This window comes from Escherichia ruysiae, assembly GCF_031323975.1.
GTDB lineage: Bacteria > Pseudomonadota > Gammaproteobacteria > Enterobacterales > Enterobacteriaceae > Escherichia > Escherichia ruysiae.
In genome coordinates, this window is the sequence record NZ_JAVIWS010000001.1 from 77,802 (window position 1) to 94,888 (window position 17,087).

The 17,087-nt window shown below is 49.2% G+C and carries 18 protein-coding genes; 10 read left to right on the forward strand and 8 right to left on the reverse strand.

The genetic code is table 11. The annotated features are described in order from the left end of the window. Nucleotides 1-11: 11 nt before the first annotated feature. The gene (gene yebT, locus RGV86_RS00480) at nt 12-2,645 is read right to left on the reverse strand and encodes a lipid-binding membrane homeostasis protein YebT (protein WP_085460643.1); all 2,634 of its coding nucleotides are present in this window, start codon (nt 2,643-2,645) and stop codon (nt 12-14) included. Further along, a complete protein-coding gene (gene yebS, locus RGV86_RS00485; protein ID WP_001207287.1) occupies nt 2,614-3,897 on the reverse strand; it encodes a membrane integrity lipid transport subunit YebS in 1,284 nt (427 codons plus the stop codon). The genes yebT and yebS overlap by 32 nt, the downstream gene beginning before the upstream one ends. A gap of 129 nt (nt 3,898-4,026) precedes the next feature. Here yebS and msrC point away from each other — a divergent pair, with 129 nt between their 5' ends. The 4 genes from msrC to htpX all read left to right on the forward strand — a co-directional run bounded on the left by msrC (nt 4,027) and on the right by htpX (nt 8,460). Continuing rightward, complete coding sequence (msrC, locus tag RGV86_RS00490) at nt 4,027-4,524, forward strand: L-methionine (R)-S-oxide reductase (protein ID WP_001043872.1); 498 nt, start codon at nt 4,027-4,029, stop codon at nt 4,522-4,524. A 96-nt stretch (nt 4,525-4,620) separates the two neighbouring features. Next, nucleotides 4,621-5,319, forward strand: a complete 699-nt coding sequence (gene proQ / locus RGV86_RS00495; RefSeq protein ID WP_000431365.1) for an RNA chaperone ProQ — start codon at nt 4,621-4,623, stop codon at nt 5,317-5,319. Nucleotides 5,320-5,338: 19 nt separating this feature from the next. Further along, complete coding sequence (prc, locus tag RGV86_RS00500; RefSeq protein WP_032225363.1) at nt 5,339-7,387, forward strand: carboxy terminal-processing peptidase; 2,049 nt, start codon at nt 5,339-5,341, stop codon at nt 7,385-7,387. Between the two features lie 191 nt (nt 7,388-7,578). After that, entirely contained in the window at nt 7,579-8,460 is an 882-nt protein-coding gene (gene htpX, locus RGV86_RS00505) for a protease HtpX (RefSeq protein WP_000984500.1), read from the forward strand. Nucleotides 8,461-8,505: 45 nt separating this feature from the next. Here the strand turns inward: htpX and RGV86_RS00510 are convergent, their stop codons facing one another. Further along, nucleotides 8,506-9,879 carry an MFS transporter gene (locus RGV86_RS00510; protein ID WP_024212376.1) on the reverse strand — a complete coding sequence of 458 codons (1,374 nt, stop codon included), beginning with the start codon at nt 9,877-9,879 and terminating at the stop codon, nt 8,506-8,508. Nucleotides 9,880-10,055: 176 nt separating this feature from the next. Between RGV86_RS00510 and kdgR the strand changes: the two genes are divergently transcribed. Next, nucleotides 10,056-10,847, forward strand: a complete 792-nt coding sequence (gene kdgR, locus RGV86_RS00515; RefSeq protein ID WP_001262205.1) for a DNA-binding transcriptional regulator KdgR — start codon at nt 10,056-10,058, stop codon at nt 10,845-10,847. A 141-nt stretch (nt 10,848-10,988) separates the two neighbouring features. On the opposite strand, the gene RGV86_RS00520 is transcribed toward kdgR, so the two are convergent. Next, nucleotides 10,989-11,228: a YobH family protein gene (locus RGV86_RS00520; protein ID WP_001211004.1), complete on the reverse strand. Its 240-nt coding sequence runs from the start codon at nt 11,226-11,228 to the stop codon at nt 10,989-10,991. Between the two features lie 157 nt (nt 11,229-11,385). On the opposite strand from RGV86_RS00520, the gene mgrB reads away from it, so the two are divergent. From mgrB to rlmA, 5 genes are all read left to right on the forward strand, one after another. Next, nucleotides 11,386-11,529, forward strand: coding sequence for a PhoP/PhoQ regulatory lipoprotein MgrB (gene mgrB / locus RGV86_RS00525; RefSeq protein WP_000714530.1), 144 nt, complete (start codon nt 11,386-11,388; stop codon nt 11,527-11,529). Between the two features lie 74 nt (nt 11,530-11,603). Continuing rightward, entirely contained in the window at nt 11,604-11,891 is a 288-nt protein-coding gene (locus RGV86_RS00530) for a YebO family protein (protein ID WP_001006853.1), read from the forward strand. Nucleotides 11,892-12,557: 666 nt separating this feature from the next. Further along, nucleotides 12,558-12,674 carry a DUF2627 domain-containing protein gene (locus RGV86_RS00535; RefSeq protein WP_032141266.1) on the forward strand — a complete coding sequence of 39 codons (117 nt, stop codon included), beginning with the start codon at nt 12,558-12,560 and terminating at the stop codon, nt 12,672-12,674. A gap of 39 nt (nt 12,675-12,713) precedes the next feature. Further along, nucleotides 12,714-12,923 carry a transcription antiterminator/RNA stability regulator CspE gene (gene cspE, locus RGV86_RS00540; protein ID WP_001062678.1) on the forward strand — a complete coding sequence of 70 codons (210 nt, stop codon included), beginning with the start codon at nt 12,714-12,716 and terminating at the stop codon, nt 12,921-12,923. A gap of 165 nt (nt 12,924-13,088) precedes the next feature. Further along, on the forward strand, nt 13,089-13,898 hold the full coding sequence (gene rlmA / locus RGV86_RS00545; RefSeq protein ID WP_032225360.1) for a 23S rRNA (guanine(745)-N(1))-methyltransferase: 810 nt from the start codon (nt 13,089-13,091) through the stop codon (nt 13,896-13,898). On the opposite strand, the gene mntP is transcribed toward rlmA, so the two are convergent. The 4 genes from mntP to manY all read right to left on the reverse strand — a co-directional run bounded on the left by mntP (nt 13,895) and on the right by manY (nt 17,055). Continuing rightward, the gene (mntP, locus tag RGV86_RS00550) at nt 13,895-14,461 is read right to left on the reverse strand and encodes a manganese efflux pump MntP (protein WP_024165129.1); all 567 of its coding nucleotides are present in this window, start codon (nt 14,459-14,461) and stop codon (nt 13,895-13,897) included. The two genes, rlmA and mntP, sit on opposite strands and share 4 nt — an antisense overlap. Nucleotides 14,462-14,877: 416 nt before the next feature. Further along, the gene (locus RGV86_RS00555) at nt 14,878-15,336 is read right to left on the reverse strand and encodes a DUF986 family protein (protein WP_000156263.1); all 459 of its coding nucleotides are present in this window, start codon (nt 15,334-15,336) and stop codon (nt 14,878-14,880) included. Between the two features lie 54 nt (nt 15,337-15,390). Further along, nucleotides 15,391-16,242, reverse strand: coding sequence for a PTS mannose transporter subunit IID (manZ, locus tag RGV86_RS00560; protein WP_024165130.1), 852 nt, complete (start codon nt 16,240-16,242; stop codon nt 15,391-15,393). Between the two features lie 12 nt (nt 16,243-16,254). Further along, nucleotides 16,255-17,055 (reverse strand): PTS mannose transporter subunit IIC, encoded by an 801-nt coding sequence (gene manY / locus RGV86_RS00565; protein ID WP_000406930.1) that lies wholly within the window; start codon nt 17,053-17,055, stop codon nt 16,255-16,257. Nucleotides 17,056-17,087 lie beyond the last annotated feature (32 nt).

A 17,087-nucleotide genomic window follows, 5' to 3' on the forward strand; every position in this document is an offset into this window, starting at 1 on the left:
AGCAGTGCGCATTATTTGGGTAGCGCGGTTCCCCACTCACGCCACTCTTTCGGTTCGCTTTCCAGCAACAAGAAGTGTTTGCCTTCCTGGGCTTTCGGTGCCAGCGGAGTACCAGGCGGAGTGGCAAAGGCGATCCCGCCACGGATAAACTGGTTAAATGTACCGGTTTTCACTACGCCGCCCGTAAGACCAAAGTCCAGACTGTAGCCCGATGCCAACCAGAAGACGGAATTGTTCCGCACCAGGTGCTGGTAGCGTTTACTGATGCGCATCGCAATCATCACCCGATCCGATAGTGTACCCAGCGTCATTCCAGTGACCGTACCCACTTCCAGACCACGGAATAGTACCGGTGTACCGATGCCTAACGATCCGGCTTCTGGCGCTTCAACAATAATGCTTAAGCCATCCAGGTAACGAGAGTCGGTAATGGTAGCCTCCTGTAATTCAAAGTCGCGGCGAGGATTTCCACGACCGGGTTCGACATTGATATACGGCTGGAGGATGGTATCAAGGTGCTCAACGCCGGCTGCCGAAATCTGCGGTGTGACCACCGAAAAGCGTGTACCACCGCGAGCGAAAGTCTGGACATATTCCGGATAGAGCACCGCTTTTGCCTGTACTTCATTACGTGCGGTTATCAGATCCAGCGTCTGGATTTGCCCGATATCAATACCGAGGTAGCGAATTGGCATACCGACCGCCAGTTTTCCGGCATCAAAAGCGTGGAGCGTAATCTGTCCGCCGACCGCACGAGCCGCCGTTTCTGATGCATAAAGAATACGCTTATCGCCTTTACGCTGGCTGGCGCTGGCGCCGCTGAGGTTATCGAAGCTGATAGCACCCTTTAACGCCCGTGAAAGTGGCGAAGCCTGTACGGTCAGGCCGCTACCATTAAGCTGAACTTTCGCCCCGCCTTCTGCCCAGAACACGCTGTTGTTGGTCAGAAGGTTGCGATATTCCGGCTTAATATGCAGATCGATATCAAAGGCGTTAGCCCGTGGGCGCACGGTGATGACTTCGCCAACCTCAAACTTACGGTACAGCACTACCGATCCCGCCTGCACGTCTGGTAATGTTTCTGCACTCAAACTCACGGTCGTGGTGGGCAAATCGCTAAGGCTGTTTTCCAGGGCTTTTTCCAGATTGGCATACAGCGGATAGCTGGCTTTCATCTCGCCTTTATCGCCCGGCAGAATACGTATCCCTCCGTTGATCCATTCAGAGGCGCTGGCACCGAGAAACTCGACGCCGTCTAGTCCCACTTTTACGTCCACACGGCTGTTGACGACGAATTTGCTGTCGCCTTTTACCAGCTCGCGATGCTGTGGTTCAATGGCGATGGTAAAGGTGACGCCTTTGCTGGTGAGTTTACGTTCAATTACCTGACCGACCTGCACACCATGCAGAATGAGTGGCTGACCGGCATCAATACCGTAACTTTCCGGCGCGGTCAGGGTCAGCGTCAGAACATCAGGTTCATGCAGCAGGGCTTTCTCGCCAGGCACAACGACAAACTCCTTGCGTGGCTCACCATCGCCCGGCACCAGTTCGAAGGTTTTGCCCGTGAGCAGGGCGCTGAGATTCGCATCGCTGAGGGATAATTTCGGGTTGCGTAATTCGATGCGGGTATTTTCCCGTAACAGCGTTACGACGCTGGGATCTACGGTCATTTCTCCGGTGACTTTGCCGCCTGGGTTTAAATCCAGTTTCGTCAGTTGTCCGACTTCCAGACCCTGATACATTAACGGTGTTGAGTCGGCGGTTAATCCGGCACCGCTCGGCAGTTCCAGTTTTATGATTACCCCACGCTGGCTGTGGGCGAGATCTTCATACAAACCAAAGGTATCTTCCGCTTCGGCGGGTTTCGACTCTTCCGGCGAATCGAAGGCAATCGCACCGTTAACCAGCGCAGCCAGACTTTCCAGTTTCACTTTCGCGCCACTGATACTGACATTGGCATCAACGCCAGAAACGTTCCAGAAGCGACTCCCTTTTTTCACCAGATCGGTAAAACGCCGCTCAATCAGGACATCAATCACCACGCCCTGGTTATTGGGATTGATCGCATAGTCGTAGACACGTCCCACCGGGATCTTGCGAAAATAGACCAGCGAACCACTATTCAGCGAACCAAGATCGGGAGCCTGTAGGTGGATCATTAGATCACCATTATCCAGCCGATATTTCGGTTGGGTATCGAGGGCGACAAAGTGATCCTGCTCTTTGCCTTTGCCTGGCATCATGCCGATATAGTTACCCCCAACCAGTGCATCCAGTCCGGAAACACCTGCTAGAGAGGCTTTTGGCGTCACCAGCCAGAACTGCGTCTCTTCGCGCAGCGCATCTTTCATATCGGACTTGATGCTGACCCTGACTTCAATCTTACGAAGATCATCGCTCAGGCTGATATCCTGCACAGTTCCGACTTCAACGCCCTGATAACGAACAGGGGTGCGGCCCGGGACAATACCATCCGCCGACATAAAGTCGATGGTGACGGTGTTCCCCCGATCCTGATAACTGTCCCAAATCAGCCAACCGGCAATCATTAGCGCGATGAACGGCAGCAGCCAGAAAGGTGAGATACGGCGTTTAGTTTTAATCTGCGCTTCAGTCGTCGAAGCGGGCGTTTCCTGACTCATGTGCATCCCAAAGTAAGCGGCTGTCCAGCCATTCCACTGCAAGAATAGTTAAAATAACCGCTGCGCCGAAATAAAACGCAGCCGGTCCCATAGTAAAAGCGAGGATCTGATCGCGATTGATCAGCGACATAGTTAAAGAAATGACAAACAGATCGAGCATCGACCAGCGACCAATCCAGGTCACCATTCGCAGTAACAGTATTCGCGTGCGTAATCCTTGTTGGCATTTAAAATGAATGCTCAATAATAAAGTGAACATCACAATCACTTTGGTAAACGGCACCAGAATACTGGCGATAAACACAATTCCGGCGACCGCAATGTTGCTGTTTGCCAGCGACATGATGCCGGAAAGAATCGTATCTTCTTGTCGTCCACCGTTCAGATAAATGATCGAGATAGGCAACAGGTTAGCTGGTAACAACAAGACGACTGAAGCCAACAACGCCGCCCAACATTTTTGAAGACTATGATGACGACGCAGGCGAAGCGGGATATGGCAGCGGGGGCAGCGACCGCGCGGATCAGGATAGCCGGTAAAGTGACACCCCAGGCAAACACGTAGTTTCGCGTCCCTGCGCGTGGCAGGGCGTTCAGGATAAAATCGCTCCCACAGCTGTTCAACATTAAGATGTGACAACGTCACCGTCGTTAAAATCACCAACGCTACAAAAGAGAATAAGCCGACACCCGCCTGGATATGGGCATAATCCTGTACCTTTATAGAAGCAACACCAATGCCGACCAGGTAGATATCCAGCATCACCCACTCTTTTAGTCGCTCAAGCATCAGCAGTACCGGGCGTAAGTTCATCCCCAGTCGGTTGCCAAACCACAAATAAGCAATAGATGTGACGAGGATAAGTGGGGCACCAATAACGCAGAAAAAGACCATCGCCCCCGTTATCGCATCGCCCTGTTTGGTCATTTGCCAGATGCCTTGCATGACGTTGGCGTCAATACGAATACCTAACAGCCAGATATGCAACAGTGGTTCGCCCCAGGCAAACGGCATCAGCAATAGCATGGTGAACGCCATTGCCGCCAGGCGCGTTAGCGACCAGTCACGCCCGTCACGAATTTTGGCCTGACAGCGCGGACAATAGGCACTTTGATGAGAATTTATCTCGGGCAGGCTAAACAGCATGTCACATTGCGGGCAACGTTGGTAATCACCACGCGGCAGTTCCTTGCCGATTGAGCTCACTGTTATCTTTTTTGTTGGCGTAATTTGCGGGGTGTTAAGTGCCATGACGTGCCAAATGTAATAAGAATTAACATTAATCTTAACCCATGATGGGAATGATCTTGAGCATTAACGCATTTAATGCTTATTTTAATAGGCTGGCAGTTCCAGGTAAGACAACCAAGTGATTATATAATGAACAAAACAGAATTTTACGCGGATTTAAATCGCGACTTTAACGCGCTGATGGCGGGAGAGACCAGTTTTCTGGCAACGCTGGCAAACACCAGCGCGTTGTTATACGAACGTCTGGCAGACGTAAACTGGGCCGGTTTTTATTTGCTTGAGGACGATACGCTGGTGCTCGGACCATTTCAGGGCAAAATTGCCTGTGTACGGATCCCCGTCGGGCGCGGCGTGTGCGGCACTGCGGTTGCCCGCAATCAAGTACAACGAATCGAGGATGTTCACGCTTTTGATGGGCATATTGCCTGTGATGCGGCGAGTAATTCTGAAATTGTCCTGCCGCTGGTGGTGAAAAATCAGATTATTGGTGTTCTCGACATCGACAGTACCGTCTTCGGTCGCTTTACAGACGAGGACGAGCAAGGCTTACGTCAGCTTGTGGCACAGCTTGAAAAGGTGCTTGCAATGACGGATTACAAAAAATTCTTTGCGAGCGTCGCAGGATAATCAACGGATAACGTAGCATTTACTGATGGCGTCATTATAATGACGCCTGTTCATGCCTGCGCTTGTTGGCTACGTCCGTTGTAATCAGGAAATTTCATGGAAAATCAACCTAAGTTGAATAGCAGTAAAGAAGTAATCGCGTTTCTGGCCGAACGTTTTCCCCACTGTTTCAGTGCGGAAGGTGAAGCGCGTCCGCTGAAAATCGGTATTTTTCAGGATTTGGTCGATCGTGTTGCCGGGGAAATGAACCTGAGCAAAACGCAACTGCGATCCGCTTTACGTCTCTACACTTCGAGCTGGCGTTACCTTTACGGTGTTAAACCCGGCGCAACGCGTGTCGATCTTGACGGCAACCCATGCGGTGAGCTGGACGAGCAGCATGTAGAACATGCTCGCAAACAGCTTGAAGAAGCGAAAGCACGCGTTCAGGCTCAGCGCGCTGAACAGCAAGCGAAAAAACGCGAAGCTGCCGCAGCTGCTGGTGAGAAAGAAGATGCACCACGCCGCGAACGTAAACCACGTCCTGCCGCGCAACGCCGTAAAGAAGGCGCCGAGCGCAAACCTCGCGCGCAAAAACCGGCTGAGAAAGCGCCAAAAACAGTAAAAGCACCTCGCGAAGAACAGCATACCCCGGTTTCTGACATTTCAGCTCTGACTGTCGGACAAGCCCTGAAGGTGAAAGCTGGTCAAAACGCGATGGATGCCACCGTATTAGAAATCACCAAAGACGGCGTCCGCGTCCAACTGAATTCGGGTATGTCTTTGATTGTGCGCGCAGAACACCTGGTGTTCTGAAACGGAGGCCGGGCCAGGCATGAACATGTTTTTTAGGCTTACCGCGTTAGCTGGCCTGCTTGCAATAGCAGGCCAGACCTTCGCAGTAGAAGATATTACGCGTGCTGATCAAATTCCGGTATTAAAGGAAGAGACGCAGCATGCGACTGTGAGTGAGCGCGTAACGTCGCGCTTCACCCGTTCCCATTATCGTCAGTTCGATCTCGATCAGGCGTTCTCGGCCAAAATCTTTGACCGCTACCTGAACTTGCTTGATTACAGCCACAATGTGCTGCTGGCAAGCGATGTCGAACAATTTGCGAAAAAGAAAACCGAGTTGGGCGATGAGCTTCGCACCGGCAAACTTGACGTTTTCTACGATCTCTACAATCTGGCGCAAAAACGCCGCTTCGAACGTTACCAGTATGCGTTGTCTGTACTGGAAAAGCCGATGGATTTTACCGGCAACGATTCCTATAACCTGGATCGCAGCAAAGCGCCCTGGCCGAAAAACGAGGCCGAGTTAAACGCGCTGTGGGACAGTAAAGTTAAATTCGACGAGTTAAGCCTGAAGCTGGCAGGAAAAACGGATAAAGAAATTCGTGAAACCCTGACTCGCCGCTACAAATTTGCTATTCGTCGTCTGGCGCAAACCAACAGCGAAGATGTTTTCTCGCTGGCAATGACGGCGTTTGCACGCGAAATCGACCCACATACCAACTACCTTTCTCCGCGCAATACCGAACAGTTCAATACTGAAATGAGTTTGTCGCTGGAAGGTATTGGCGCAGTACTGCAAATGGATGATGACTACACCGTTATCAATTCAATGGTGGCGGGTGGGCCAGCAGCGAAGAGTAAAGCTATCAGCGTTGGTGACAAAATTGTCGGTGTCGGACAAACCGGTAAACCGATGGTTGACGTGATCGGCTGGCGTCTTGATGATGTCGTTGCCTTAATCAAAGGGCCGAAAGGCAGTAAGGTTCGTCTGGAAATTCTGCCTGCGGGTAAAGGGACCAAGACCCGGACAGTAACGCTGACGCGTGAACGTATTCGTCTGGAAGACCGTGCAGTTAAAATGTCTGTGAAGACTGTCGGTAAAGAAAAAGTCGGTGTGCTGGATATTCCGGGCTTCTATGTTGGCTTGACGGACGATGTCAAAGTTCAACTGCAGAAACTGGAAAAACAAAATGTCAGCAGTGTCATTATCGACCTACGCAGCAACGGCGGGGGGGCGCTGACTGAAGCGGTATCGCTCTCTGGGCTGTTTATTCCATCAGGTCCGATTGTGCAGGTTCGTGATAACAACGGCAAGGTTCGCGAAGATAGCGATAACGACGGTCAGGTTTTCTATAAAGGCCCGTTAGTGGTGCTGGTTGACCGTTTCAGTGCTTCGGCTTCGGAAATCTTTGCTGCTGCCATGCAGGATTACGGTCGTGCGCTGGTTGTGGGTGAACCGACATTTGGTAAAGGCACAGTCCAGCAGTATCGTTCTCTGAACCGTATCTACGATCAGATGTTACGTCCTGAATGGCCGGCGTTGGGTTCAGTACAGTACACAATCCAGAAATTCTATCGCGTTAACGGCGGCAGTACGCAACGTAAAGGCGTAACGCCAGATATCATCATGCCTACGGGCAATGAAGAGACGGAAACCGGTGAGAAATTCGAAGATAACGCGCTACCGTGGGATAGCATTGACGCTGCAACCTATGTGAAATCTGGAGACTTAACGGCGTTTGAACCGGAGTTGCTGAAGGAACATAATGCGCGTATCGCGAAGGATCCTGAGTTCCAGAACATCATGAAGGATATCGCTCGCTTCAACGCCATGAAGGACAAACGCAACATCGTTTCTCTGAATTACGCTGTGCGTGAAAAAGAGAATAACGAAGATGATGCGACGCGTCTGGCGCGGTTGAACGATCGCTTTAAACGCGAAGGAAAACCGGAGTTGAAGAAACTGGACGATCTGCCAAAAGATTACAAGGAGCCAGATCCGTATCTGGATGAAACAGTGAACATCGCGCTTGATTTGGCGCGTCTGGAAAAAGCCAGACCTGCGGAACAGCCCGCCCCCGTCAAGTAACATCAATCAGGCACAAGAAATTGTGCCTGATTTTTTAACAGTGGCAAGATGCCGTAAATCAGATGCTACAAAATGTAAAGTTGTGTCTTTCTGGTGACTTACGCGCTATCCGGACTTGAAAATAGTCACGTAGCCCATACGATGTGGGTATCGCATATTGCGTTTTGTTAAACTGAGGTAAAAAGAAAATTATGATGCGAATCGCGCTCTTCCTGCTAACGAACCTGGCCGTGATGGTCGTTTTCGGGCTGGTACTGAGCCTGACAGGGATACAGTCGAGCAGTGTTCAGGGGCTGATGATTATGGCCTTGCTGTTCGGTTTTGGTGGTTCCTTCGTTTCGCTTCTGATGTCCAAATGGATGGCATTACGATCTGTTGGCGGGGAAGTGATCGAGCAACCGCGTAACGAAAGGGAACGTTGGCTGATCAATACTGTTGCAACCCAGGCGCGTCAGGCTGGAATTGCTATGCCGCAAGTGGCTATCTACCATGCGCCGGATATCAACGCCTTTGCAACCGGTGCGCGCCGTGATGCCTCTCTGGTTGCTGTCAGCACCGGTTTGTTGCAAAACATGAGCCCGGATGAAGCCGAGGCAGTAATCGCTCACGAAATTAGCCACATTGCCAATGGTGATATGGTTACGATGACGCTGATTCAGGGGGTGGTGAACACCTTCGTTATCTTTATTTCTCGTATTCTCGCGCAACTGGCCGCTGGCTTCATGGGCGGTAACCGTGACGAAGGTGAAGAGAGCAACGGTAACCCGCTGATCTACTTTGCAGTCGCGACGGTGCTGGAACTGGTATTTGGTATTCTGGCGAGCATTATTACCATGTGGTTCTCGCGTCATCGTGAATTCCACGCCGATGCGGGTTCAGCGAAACTGGTTGGCCGTGAAAAAATGATTGCCGCGCTGCAGCGTCTTAAAACCAGCTATGAGCCGCAAGAAGCAACGAGCATGATGGCTTTCTGCATTAACGGTAAGTCAAAATCGCTCAGTGAGCTGTTCATGACTCACCCGCCGCTGGATAAACGTATTGAAGCTCTGCGCACCGGTGAATACCTGAAGTAATATGAAGTAAATGCTAAAAAGCGCGTCCTGGTCGACGCGCTTTTTTTATGCCTGGGATCGTGGCTGGGTAATCCGTAACCCACTGACGCAGGCAGCAATCACAGCCAGAATAGCCGCAGTCATCAGCGAGACGTGCGTACCATTATCGCCAAACTGATTTAACATCAGAGCCACCAGAGCCGCGCCGCTACTCTGACCAAGCAGACGAGCTGTACCTAACATGCCACTGGCACCACCGCTACGTTCGCGAGGGGCGGAGGTAATAATGGTGTGGTTATTGGGGGACTGAAATAAGCCAAATCCAGCGCCGCATAAGATCATTGGCCAGATAATGTTGATATCCGCAGGAGAAGCGGGCAGCAGAACCAGTGAAAACAGACCCGCTGCCATAATGAACAAACCTAAAGCACCCAGCAATCCTGCATGTACGCGCTCTATCAGATAGCCTGCCAGCGGTGCCATCACCATGGTAGCTAACGGCCACGGCGTCAGGAGTAAACCCGTTTCTACTTCACTGCGCCCAAGCACGGTTTGCAGGTAAAAGGGCAGAGAAACCATTGCCAACATCTGTGCGCAGAAAGAGCAAATAGACGTGCAAATAGAAAGTGAAAACAGCGGAATGCGCAGTAAATCCACCGGTAGCAGCGGTACGGGAAGAGAAAGCTGGCGGCGAATAAAGAATATACCCACGACAACCATTACCGCCAGTTCTGCTGCAATCAACGTCAGCGATTGCCCCTGAGCGAAACCACTCAACGCAGTAATAAGCAGGCCGAAGGTTAACGCATTCATTACTGCACTGGGCAGGTCAAAACGAGGTTTACTGGAACGCGATCCATTAGGTGGCAGAAAACGTATCGCCAGAAGCAGAGCGATAATACCCAACGGCACGTTGATTAAAAATAACCATTTCCAGGAAGCAAAGGAAAGAATTGCCGCTGCAATTGTCGGACCGGCAGCCGAGGAGACGGCAACAATAAACGAGTTAATTCCCATCCCCCTACCCAGAAAACGCTGCGGGTAGATCAGGCGGATAAGTGCAGTATTGACGCTCATCAGTGCTGCGCCGCCGAAACCTTGTATTACACGCGCCAGGGTGAGCATTTGCAGCGAATCAGAAAGGGCGCAGAACAGCGAAGACAACAGAAAAACGACCAATCCGCATTTATAAATACGTCGATAGCCAAACATATCTCCCAGAAACGAGAATGAGAGCAGAGAGACGACAATGGCAATTTGATAGGCGTTCACTACCCAGATGGAGCTGGCTGGCGTGGCATGAAGGTCTGTGGCGATTGTTGGCAAGGCGACGTTAGCGATAGCGCCGTCGAGGACCGCCATCGAAATACCAATAATAATGGTTAAAATCGCGCCGTATCGCTGAGGCAACGGCAGACCATCGGCCTGAACTTTTGGCATAGGAATTTTATATCTTTTGGTAATAATCAACAGGGGTATGATTCTAGCACTGATATTCACGGCGAATGTCGCAGAATTGTAACTAACCGGCAAAAGATGGATTGCGACCACCCTGGCACGAAATTATAATAAAAAACAGTTCTGATTTTTATAAAACACTCGCAATGAGGTGATAAATGGCTAACGCAGATCTGGATAAACAGCCTGATTCTGTATCTTCTGTACTGAAAGTTTTTGGCATTTTGCAGGCGCTGGGCGAAGAGCGTGAAATAGGGATAACCGAGCTGTCACAGCGCGTCATGATGTCAAAAAGCACCGTTTATCGCTTTTTACAGACCATGAAAACCCTGGGCTACGTGGCGCAGGAAGGGGAGTCAGAGAAATATTCGCTGACCCTGAAATTGTTTGAACTGGGCGCCCGCGCGTTACAAAATGTTGATCTTATTCGTAGCGCAGATATCCAGATGCGTGAGCTTTCCCGCCTGACCAAAGAGACCATCCACCTTGGCGCGCTGGATGAAGACAGCATTGTTTACATCCACAAAATTGACTCTATGTACAATTTGCGCATGTATTCTCGGGTTGGTCGTCGTAATCCGCTTTACAGTACTGCGATTGGTAAAGTATTGCTGGCCTGGCGCGATCGTGATGAAGTGAAGCAAATCCTTGAGGGCGTTGAGTATAAACGCAGTACCGATCGTACCATTACCAGCACAGAAGCGTTATTACCGGTGTTGGATCTGGTGCGTGAGCAAGGTTATGGCGAAGATAACGAAGAGCAGGAGGAGGGGCTGCGCTGTATCGCAGTTCCGGTATTTGACCGCTTTGGCGTGGTTATTGCTGGTTTGAGTATTTCCTTCCCGACCCTGCGTTTTTCTGAGGAGCGTTTGCAGGAGTACGTGACTATGCTGCATACGGCGGCGCGTAAAATTTCCTCTCAAATGGGGTATCACGACTATCCGTTCTGATTAGAGGAAGAACCTGTCTGTATAATATTCAGACAGGTTCTGTATTTCGCGTGGGTTAAATAAAGTTACAAATGGCGTAACATAGTACGCTATGGCGATGAATGTACTTTTTATCTTCGGTTTAAGTAGTTATTTATGCCTTTAGCCATTATCTACAACGTTATTGCTTTTACGTAACAGCGGGCAATCTGTTATTCCGAAAAGCCCACTTTTAGTGTGTAGGTATTGTACCGTGCTGGTGCCTCTGGCGGTCAGATAGGAACATTGCAAACCTAACCCAGCGGCATTCTCCTTGCTTCCAATCAGAACGCCATATCCGCTTAGTAATAATCCTGTCCATACCAGTGCTATCAACATAATTGTGCGAATAATGAATCGCATTATGACCTCATCTCTTTTTTGTTCGCCTAATCGTAGCGGTAATATGGGCTGAAGCAAGCGTATAGTTCCGAAAAAGCACGAATATCGACATAGTTAGGCGCTGTTTAACTAACGCATGATAGTTTAATGACATAAGGTAGTTTAAACGGAGACTGGAGTGAAAAAGTTTCGATGGGGCGTTCTGGTTGTCGCTGTGCTGGCTTGCTTGCTGCTATGGGCGCAGGTGTTCAATATGATGTGCGATCAGGACGTACAATTTTTCAACGGAATTTGTACCATCAATCAATTTATCCCGTGGTGATATCATTTTTTCAACGGTAGATTTCCTTCCTGTGTGGCAGTGGTAGAATGGCGCCTCTACTTAGAGGTGGTGAAATGAACGAAGTTGTAAATTCAGGCGTGATGAACATTGCGTCTTTGGTTGTATCGGTGGTAGTTCTCGCTATTGGGCTCATCTTGTGGTTTTTCATCAACCGTGCCAGTTCACGGACTAACGAACAGATTGAACTTCTTGAGGCATTGCTGGATCAGCAAAAACGGCAAAATGCGCTGTTACGTCGTTTGTGCGAAGCAAGCGAACCTGAAAAAACAGATACCAGTGCTGCAGAGAACCAAAAAGCGGCTGAAGATGACGATATCATCCGCCTGGTAGCTGAACGGTAATCCGTCCTCAAATTTGAGTAACCCTGGTGTTAACGGGTTACTCATCTTATCATTCATATATGCACTATAGTGGTGCAATTGATTTAAATTAATACTCTGGTCTGACTTCAATTATTTATCGTGTTATTTATTTCATAACATCGATATCGGAAAAAGATATTTACCCCGCTAAGTTATTGGGATGTTTACATCGGAATTGTGATCAATCACGGTATTGTTTATTAGCGAAACGTTTCTATTCTCACTTTTTAGTATTTCATCAATTTTTCTTATTTTAAAATAATAATATGCCTTAAGTATAGTTTCTTTATTGTACTCTAGTTTGTTGTTAACTGACTGTTTTATGGAGTGAATTTATATAATATTTTATTCGTTATATATCATAAAAAGTGATATCGCTCGCATTGCGTAATAAGTTGTAGTGCTGCTCTGGAAGAACTGAACTTATTGAACTATGTTAGAAACTACATCAGATCAAGTATCTGTTTGTAATGGTATGGTTAAGTGCATCGATATATCGACATGTATTCCGTTGCATAAATGTGCAAAAAAGTGGAAGGCGTATCGAGATTTGTGCGGCTGATCGAGACATGTTTAAAAATGGCTTGCCATAATTAACGTTGTATGTGATAACAGTTTCGGGTTAAACGAGGTACAGTTCTGTTTATGTGTGGCATTTTCAGTAAAGAAGTCCTGAGTAAACACGTTGTCGTTGAATACCGCTTCTCTGCCGAGCCTTATATTAGTGCCTCATGCAGTAATGTGTCAGTTTTATCTCTGTAATGCCTGCGGGCGAAGAAAACAATCTAAGGAATTTTTCAAATGGCAAAGATTAAAGGTCAGGTTAAGTGGTTCAACGAGTCTAAAGGTTTTGGCTTCATTACTCCGGCTGATGGCAGCAAAGATGTATTCGTACACTTTTCCGCTATCCAGGGTAATGGCTTCAAAACTCTGGCCGAAGGCCAGAACGTTGAGTTCGAAATTCAGGACGGCCAGAAAGGTCCGGCAGCTGTTAACGTAACAGCAATCTGATCGAAACCACTGATCTGAAGTGTAAACGCGCTTCAATCTCGCTATCAAGCCTCGTCCAAATGCGAGGCTTTTTACTTTGTTTTATTCGCGCTCTTGCCTGCGGATATTTGCCCGTCGCGCAATTCGCGTTACACTTGCGGCCTTTAGTATCCTGCCGGAGTTGTCATGTCGTTTTCCTGTCCACTTTGTCATCAGCCGCTATCGCTTGAAAAAAACAGCTATATCTGTCCCAAACGGCATCAATTTGATATGGCGAAAGAGGGATATGTTAATTTGCTGCCCGTTCAGCATAAACGATCCCGCGATCCGGGTGATAGTGCGGAAATGATGCAAGCGCGGCGTACATTTTTAGATGCCGGGCATTATCAGCCGCTTCGTGATGCGATAGTTGCTCAGTTGTGTGATTGTCTTGATGAGCACGCAACGGCAATACTGGATATTGGCTGTGGGGAAGGGTACTACACTCATGCTTTTGCCGAGGCATTGCCGGGTGTGACTACTTTTGGTCTGGATGTCTCTAAGGTCGCGATTAAGGCTGCGGCAAAACGCTATCAGCAGGTCACCTTTTGTGTCGCTTCCAGCCACCGTCTGCCGTTTTCTGATACCAGTATGGATGCCGTTGTCCGTATCTACGCGCCGTGCAAAGCAGAAGAATTAGCGCGCGTGGTCAAACCGGGAGGATGGGTCATTACCGCTACCCCGGGACCACGACATTTAATGGAGCTGAAGGGGCTGATTTACGACGAAGTACATCTACATGCGCTCCATACGGAACAACTGGAAGGTTTTACATTACAGCAGAGCGATGAATTGTGTTATCCGATGCGCCTGCGCGGAGATGAGGCCGTTGCGTTGTTACAGATGACACCGTTTGCCTGGCGCGCCAAGCCAGAAGTCTGGCAAACGCTGGCGGCAAAAGAAGAATTTGATTGCCAGACGGACTTTAATATTCACGTCTGGCAACGAACAAATTAGCCGTGGTAGTGCGTCCAGAGGATCTGGACGCCAATGCCAATAAGCACCAGCCCGCCAAGAATTTCCGCTTTTTTGCCAATAATTGAACCGATAAAGCGACCCACCATCATACCTAATGTTGACATGATCAAGGTGGCGCAGCCAATCGCCAGTGCAGTAGCAATAATATTAACTTGCAGGAAGGCCAGACCAACACCAACCGCCATGGCATCCAGACTGGTGGCAATTGCGGTAGTTACCAGCAACCAGAAACCGTGACGACGACGCGGTTCTTCATCCTCATCGTCTCCACCACGAAAACCCTCAATAATCATTCGCCCGCCGAGAAATATCAGCAGTACAAACGCAATCCAGTGGTTCCACTCGAGAACAAAGCGGCTGGCTAACATGCCCATACCCCAGCCAATCAGCGGCGTCAGCGTTTCAACGGCACCAAAAATAAGGCCAGTGCGCAGGGCTTCAGAAAATTTCGGTTTATGGAGGGTGGCACCTTTACCGATTGATGCAGCAAAGGCATCCATCGACATACCAAAAGCAAGAAGAACAGTAGCAGTGATATTCATGACAACGTCCTGACCGGGGTATCCATAAAACACATCACCGCCCCCAGCAAACATGCACACATGAACGACAAGAAGCGCCCATGCAGGCATAGCGATTGATGTGCATATGGTCTCGCCTGACTGAAGGTGTTCAGTCCGTAAGTGCCACGTTTTGCAACGAGTATGTTGACACGTACATTTCCGGAATCTGGAAATCGGCTACTCCCCAAATGAGGGCGCAACCTTAACATATTTTGAGAATATAAAACAACTGTTGGGATATATTATTGTATTGTATTGTTGATAACGATTTTCATTTAGATTTATATATCAATAAAACGTTAAAATAAATAACAAATAAGAGAAGGAATAATATAGCCTAAGCTATGTGTGGTTATTAAAAATACACTAAACATAGCTTCGGCTAAATCTATAACTTATTGAGTTGACACGAGAAGTTTATAAATTTTTTCCAGATCGTCGATATTTCGAACGCGGATTAATAAACGGCGCTGTTCTAATTGCATCACCAGTACGCCATCTTCCGATAAGTTCATCGCTTTAATTCGGCGATATTCAATCCAGACATTGGCGAAGAAAAAACCTTGCTGTTTAAAAATGATTTTCGGAACCCGGATCCAGAAAATATAAAAGCCCATTAGCGCCAGTGCACTTAATAACCAGGTGGTTATTTGTGCGCCATGGTTGGTCACATTGTTATAGATAAGAATGACAATCAGCCCGACGAAGATAACGCTATCGATGCGACCGCGCCGGAGCAAAGGAATTGCCAGCAGGGTGGGGCCGTTGCGTCGGGGCATGATGAACTGATCGTATATCGCAAAGGCCAGGAGTGCGGCGATGAACAGAATCAGTACCAGATCCGTGATTGTCATTAATCCTCCAGATAAAAAAACGGGGCCAATAGGCCCCGGTAGTGTACAACAGTATTACAGTCCCAGCAGGCCGCAAGCGTAACCAGCGATACCGATGACGAAGAAGCCAACGATGATCCACAGAGGGTTAACTTTTTTGCGCAGCAGCCACATACAGGCGAAAGTCAGCAACAGCGGCACCAGGCCTGGCATTAACTGGTCAAGAATGGTCTGGACAGTGGTAACGTGCTCTTTACCCGTCTGGTCGGTGATGCGAGAGACTACCAGCGGGATGTTGACATGTGTCCACTTGTTAACCAATGCCCCCATGACAAACAGGCCGAGAATAGACGCCCCTTCCGTCAGTTTTTGCAGGAAGCCGCCACCCATATCTTTAACGATATCGATACCTTTGGAGTAACCATACGCTACGCCGTAGTAACGGGTTGCCAGGCGTACCAGGTTAAACAGAATAAAGAACAGCAGCGGACCTAACAGGCTGCCGCTCATTGCGATCCCGGCACCCAGCGCCGCGAATACCGGACGTACCGTACCCCAGAAGATCGGGTCGCCCACGCCTGCCAGCGGCCCCATCAGACCTACTTTGATACCGTTGATAGCACCGTCGTCGATCTCTGCGCCGTTAGCGCGCTGTTCTTCCAGCGCCAGGGTTACGCCGAGGATTGGCGCCGCCACAAACGGTTGGGTGTTAAAGAATTCGAGGTGACGTTTAATCGCCTGTTTACGGGCATCGTTGTTCTCAGGATAGAGGCGACGAATCGCCGGAACCATAGAGAAGCAGAAACCCAGTGCCTGCATACGTTCGAAGTTCCATGAACCCTGGAAGAGGTTAGAACGCAGGAAGACGCCACGAATATCACTCGGAGTGAGTTTTTTCTCGGTGGTAGTTTGAGTTGTATCAACCATTTCGCTCACCTGTTAGTCCAGTTCGTTATCGAGATCGTTGTTACCAGCAGCCTGAACAGGCGCACCGGCTACGCGGTTATATTTCGGGCTAAGTTGGATGTAGAGCACTGCCATAACAGTACCAATCACACCCAGAGCAACCAGGTTAAAGTTGGTGAATGCTGCGGTTACGAAGCCGAGGTAGAAGAACGGCATCAGGTATCCAGCACGCATCATGTTGATAACCATCGCATAACCAACCACCACGATCATGCCACCGGCGATATTCAGACCATTAGTCACCACTTCCGGAATGGCGTTCAGCATGTTCTGAACTTCACTGGTGCCTACAGACAGCGCAACAATCACGGCCGGGATAGCCACACGCATCGCTTGCAGGAACAGAGAAGAAACGTGGATCCAGGAAATTGCCGTCAGGTTGCCATTATCAGCCGCCTTATCCGCAGCGTGCTGGAAAGCAACGGTGATGGTACGAACGATGATGGTCAGCACCTGACCCGCAGCGGCCAGCGGGATTGCCAGCGCGATACCGGCACCGATGCTCTGATGACCAGCGATAACCAGAATGGTAGAAATGATGGAAGCCAGAGCGGCATCAGGCGCAACTGCGGCACCGATGTTCATCCAGCCAAGTGCGATCATTTCCAGAGTCCCACCGATAATAATACCGGTTTTCATATCGCCAAGAACGATACCCACCAGGGTACAGGCGATTAGCGGACGGTGAAACTGAAATTCATCGAGGATTGATCCCATACCTGCGATACAGGCTACGATAAATACCAGCACAATTTGAAGAGTGGTAATCTCCATTGTACTTCTCCTGTTTACGTAAGACTTAAGTG